The organism is Prosthecobacter sp., assembly GCF_044373815.1.
Classification (GTDB): domain Bacteria; phylum Verrucomicrobiota; class Verrucomicrobiia; order Verrucomicrobiales; family Verrucomicrobiaceae; genus Prosthecobacter.
Map to the genome: position 1 here is coordinate 1 of NZ_JBIPNG010000464.1, position 5,242 is coordinate 5,242.

Annotated in this window: 2 protein-coding genes; one reads left to right on the forward strand and one right to left on the reverse strand. The window is 56.3% G+C overall.

The annotated features are described in order from the left end of the window. Positions 1-71 precede the first annotated feature (71 nt). The gene (locus ACIREA_RS26110) at positions 72-1,682 is read right to left on the reverse strand and encodes an N-6 DNA methylase (protein WP_397385258.1); all 1,611 of its coding nucleotides are present in this window, start codon (positions 1,680-1,682) and stop codon (positions 72-74) included. 1,856 nt (positions 1,683-3,538) lie between these two features. On the opposite strand from ACIREA_RS26110, the gene ACIREA_RS26115 reads away from it, so the two are divergent. Beyond that, positions 3,539-5,242 (forward strand): reverse transcriptase domain-containing protein (locus ACIREA_RS26115; RefSeq protein ID WP_397385259.1); only part of this gene is annotated, 1,704 nt, incomplete at its 3' end.

Sequence of the window (5,242 nt, forward strand, 5' to 3'; positions counted from 1 at the left end):
TCGATTATCAACTACGCGTTCCAAGCACTGCTCGAGCTTGAAACATTGTTTGGTGAGATTAGTTGCCATCGTCACGCCTCCAGAATCTCCGCCAGGTTGTTGGCGATGGTTTGCTCAAGCTCCCGTGCTTTGGCGTTAAGAGTTTCGAGTTCTTCGTTCCAGGTGCCGAGCTGGATCTTGAAGTCCTCGTCGCTCACGTCTTCTCCGGGGGCAACGCCGACGTAGCGACCGGGGTTGAGGCTCCAGCCTTGAGCTTCGATTTCCTTCAGTGTGGCGGCTTTGCACAGGCCAAGCACGTCAGCGAATTTTGGTTTCTTGCCGAAGGCTTCCTTAATCTTGGCCTCGGCTTCGTCACCTCCAAGAGTGAAGTCGGGGACTTCGCCGCGATAGAGGCGGACGAGGTTGGCGAGGAAGCTGATCTGGGCCTCCGTCCAGTCGCGGTGGGCGCGGTCGAGCTGGCGGCAGATGTGGCGGGCGTCGATGAAGAGGACGGTGTCAGCGCGGGGCGTCTTTCCTTTCCCTTTGTCGAAGAACCACAGCGTGCAAGGCAGAGTGACGGTGTAAAACATGTTGGGGCCGACAGCCACCATGACATCGACGGCACGGGCCTCGATGAGCTTCTGTCGGATGTCCTGCTCGGAGGAGCGGGCGTCGGAGGCGGAATTGGCCATGACGAAACCGGCGCGGCCCTGATCATTGAGAGCCGAATAAAAATCCTGAATCCAGAGGTAGTTGGCGTTGTCCGTTCGCGGCAGGCCGAAGGGGTAGCGGCGGTTCTTGCCGACCTCGGCAGTGAGACGCTCCTTGTCCACCTGGCTGACATTGAAGGGAGGGTTGGCGCAGACGAAGTCGAACTTCCCCACGGTGGTGTGCAGGTCCTCGTAGTAGGTGTTGCCGTGCTTGATGTCGCCCTCCAGGCCGTGGACAGCTAGGTTCATGCGGGCGAGGCGGACGTTGCCATCCACACGCTCCTGGCCGTGGATGCTGAGTTCGGCGCTGGGGTTCTTTTGATGGGCGGAGACGAAACGGGCGCTCTGCACAAACATGCCACCCGAGCCGCAGGCGGGATCGAGGATGCGACCGTGGAAGGGCTCCAGAATCTCCACGATGAGACGGACGATGCTGGTGGGGGTGAAGAACTCGCCGCCCTTCTGCCCCTCGCTCATGGCGAAGGTGCCGAGGAAGTATTCATAAATCTTCCCGAAGGCGTCGCCCTCCAGATCGGCAGGGATGGTGGAGAGCGTCTTCAGCAGGTTGCTGAGCAGGCGGGAATCGAAGACCTGGTAGCCCTTTGGCAGCACCCCGGCCATCTGCGGATTGTCCCCCTCGATGGTCTTCATGGCCTCGTTCAGCGCTTTCCCAATGTCCGCACCCTCCGGGAGCTGAAGCAGCTCGGCAAACCGGGCACCGGACGCGAGAAAGAGCACGCCCTCGGCATGGTAGGAAGTGGGCTCGTCCGCCTTGGACCCGCGACGCGAGGAAGCCCCGGCCTTTTCCAGTACTGCTCTGCGGGCACTGAAGCGCACCTCGGCAAAGCGCAGGAAGATGAGCCCGAGAATGGGCTCGGAGTAGTCCGACTGCTTCAGCCCAGCCCCCGCCCAGAGCTGATTGGCAGCATCCCACAATTTTCGCTCCAAAGTGTCATTGGCCAGATTCTTTTCAGTCGGAGCAGTCCAGAGCATGCAGTGAGGGTTGGGGCGTAGAGGTTTCGCTGATTAAACGTGGGGATGTAGCTGATGGCAAGAACCTTGCTTGGTCATCATTGCAGCAAACCGAGGAACCGCATATTCCGCAGCAAATCCATTTTGCGTGTTCCCAGAGGTCCTTTGCCCCCATTCGTGTACTATTCGCCCTTCCGGCGTGTACACGAGTGCACCGCCGTTACGCAACCATTTCAATGATCTCGACGTCCTGGCCGGCCACTTCTTGGACACCTTGCTCGGACAATCGAGAGCGGCGCTTAATTTCCAAGCAACAACGGCATGCACTCAATCATCAATTCGGTCAGGTCCTGCGCGCGATCTGCGCGATGTTTGTACAGCTTGGTCTGCTGCGGCCATTTTGCGTAGAACAGCTGCAACTGCCGCAAAAGCGTTGCTGTGAAATGCCCGGACAGGGATTCAGAAATGACAATTCTGCATCGCGGTCAGGCTTGCCGAATTCGATGTCCAAAGCATATCGCGGCGTCATTGTGTCCAATGGCAGATGCGGCCGTACAAAACAAATCCTGTTGGATCTCTGACGACTTCATTTCAACTTTGTACGGAGCAGTGCCTAGATACCTTTAAGGCGCACTGCGGACGTCCTGGAAGTGGATGTACAAATCGGCGTTCAAGACTTGCTGCCATTCTGATATAGCCGTACAAACCGGGTTAAGATCAGCGTAGCCATCCCACCAAGAATGGTGCAATTTTGCACCTGCTGATGCATGTACTTTCATCGTGTGCCGGAGTCAAAGACGATCAAGGTTTGGACCTGCAATGGAAAGGGTGAATGACTCGCCTCAAGCACCCCATTGATTGCTGTTTCTCTCCGTGAAACACCGTTGGAGTACAAGGGATGCTGAAGCAGCGCAGCGACACTCCGAGGATGTCAAAAAGCGGTCGCGGCCCTGAGCATTAGCATGTTGCTGAGAAGCATAGAATTATGAATTCAAGTTTTTAGCGGACAACTGACACGATTACAATCAACTGATAAACAGTGTTTTACCCCCACTCAAGACATGAGTTCTCTGGGTTATGAATTGGGTGCCTACGCTACTCAAAACTCATCTGATATGCGATTCCTTGCAGGCCGAACGGAAAATTCGGGTCCGATAATCAAGTGTTCACCAAAGCAAATCAGCCTGCATTTCAACTTTGGAGCATCTGATAATTCGTGACGGGTAGCGCCATGCCGCTGCCCTGCTCTTTGCCATCTGAAAAATTCGAAAGCACGCCCTCAGTGGAACGTGCTTTTTTATCAATTTACAAACTGCGACACGTCCATCAGAAACGGCCACGAGGCCGGGGATGATGGCTGAACACCTTCCCCGTGAAGGTTCACAGAATAGCGAGTGGGCGAACAGGTGCGGACGCGAGTCCAATTCCTGTCACCGTAGTGATCGGTTGAAAGCAGTCCCAGTCGCATCCGGCGGTGATAGAGCCGGGTGCGGTGAAGCGGGATGAAACGTCGTCATCTTGGGCAACGAGGCCCGAGATGAAGGCAGCAAAGATGGAGCGGTTCAGGAACACAAAGGGTGTCCGAATCGTCGTAAGCTGGAAGCGGCGCAAACTCGTTGCTACAGGGCTGTAAAGCTCAGAAGCACGCCGCAGCCAAAAGGCACTGAGGCATTGCCCCCGAGAGTGTGTGACATCTCTCGGGATCACCGGCCGCCTCCGGCGAATACACCCGGATCGTCTCCATCGTCAATCTCCCACTCGAAACGTGGTCACCTCCGTCGTCTCTCCAGGCGCAAGCCGGGAGCAGGATATCACCCGCATGACACCGGAGGGCAGGACGTCCGACCAAGCCAGTGCGCCTCTGCAATGGAAGCGAGATGCCGAATTCGGACGGGCAGCACGAAGACTTAACCAACTACAAGTACATGATAACGAAACCAATCGATCAATGGGAGGATCTTCCCTTGGAGCAATTCAAGGAGGAGGTCTTCCACCTTCAACGGCGCATCTTCGGCTTATCGCAGACAGGAAATCGCAAGAAAACGCACCGCCTGCAAAAGCTGCTCCTTAGCAGCTTCGCAGCCCGATGCGTTGCAGTTTATAAAGTCTCAGAGATCAACGCCGGCCGTAACACCGCCGGTATTGATGGCGAGAAAAGGCTCACGGGTCCGCAAAAGCTGCGGCTGGCGCACGATCTTGATGTACATCAGGACATCCTGCCAGTACGCCGCGTCAGGATCCCCAAGCCTGGCAAAAGCGAGCAACGACCGCTTGGAATCCCCGCCATGAAGGATCGAGCACTGCAGGCACTCATAACGCTGGCACTCGAACCCGAATGGGAGGCCCGGTTCACTCCGGGCACGCATGGATTCCGCAAAGGTCACAAGGCTCACGACGCCATCAACATCATCCGAGCGAGCATTCAATTTTCGCCCAAATGGGTTCTGGACGCCGACATCGAGAAATTCTTTGATCGTGTGGACCACGAGGCCCTCCTGGCGAAGATCGACACATTCACGATACTGGAACAGGCGATCCGCCGAATTCTGAAGTCGGGATGGATGGAGGGCGGAGTAACGTCCGCCACTCACGAGGGCACTCCGCAAGGAGGACCTCTGTCGCCATTGCTCGCCAATATCGCTCTCTGCGGACTCGAAACAGATCTGACCGAATATTTCCAACAGGGAACAAAAAGGAATGCAAGGAGACCAGAACGAATGCCTGTACTGGTCATGTATGCCGACGACTTTGTTGTCCTGCACAAGGACCGAAACATCGTCACCGAATGTCGGGAGTTCATCTCGGCTTGGCTGGTCAAAATGGGGTTAACCATCCACCCCGAAAAGACCCGCATCATGCATACGCTGGACAGCGAAACGGGGAGCTCCGGCTTCAGTTTCCTCGGCCACCACATTCAACAGTTCCACACCGGAAAGCACGCCGTGAAAACGGCATTCAAACAGGTCTTCACCCGGATCAGTCCCGCGCCGGAAGCACAGGCGCGCGTTTATCAGCGGATTGCCATACTCATCGACAAGATGCTCTGCGGCAGCCCCGATCGGAACGCCGCCTTTTGTGCCGAGGAGGTTTTGATACCTCAGCTCAACGCGGTCATCCGGGGATGGTCCAACTATTTTCGTCACTGCAACGCGAAGCACAGTTTCAGCCGTCTGGACAACCAGGTATGGTTCAAGCTGTGGAAGGCTCTCAGAAGCAGGCATAAAAAGCGGGGTCGTACATGGACAGTGCATCAGTTCCTCAAAAGCTCCGACGGGAGGTGGCGGTTCAACTGCCCTTCCACCAAGGATGACAAAGAGGCACGCGTGATGCGACTGTTTGCCGAGACCCCTATTCTCAAACACATGCAGCTCCGCAAGGGCAAGTCGTACTTCGATGGCGACTGGGCCTACTGGGGGACACGGCTCGGGAACTACCCTTCCGTCCCGCTAGAGCTGACAAGGCTTCTCAAACGACAGCATGGTAAATGCCATTGCTGCCACGCCCTGTTCACCCGACACGACAAACTCCACGTTTGTACAGAATGGGTGAGCGTGGAAGACAAGAAGAAGCCCGTGCAGAGA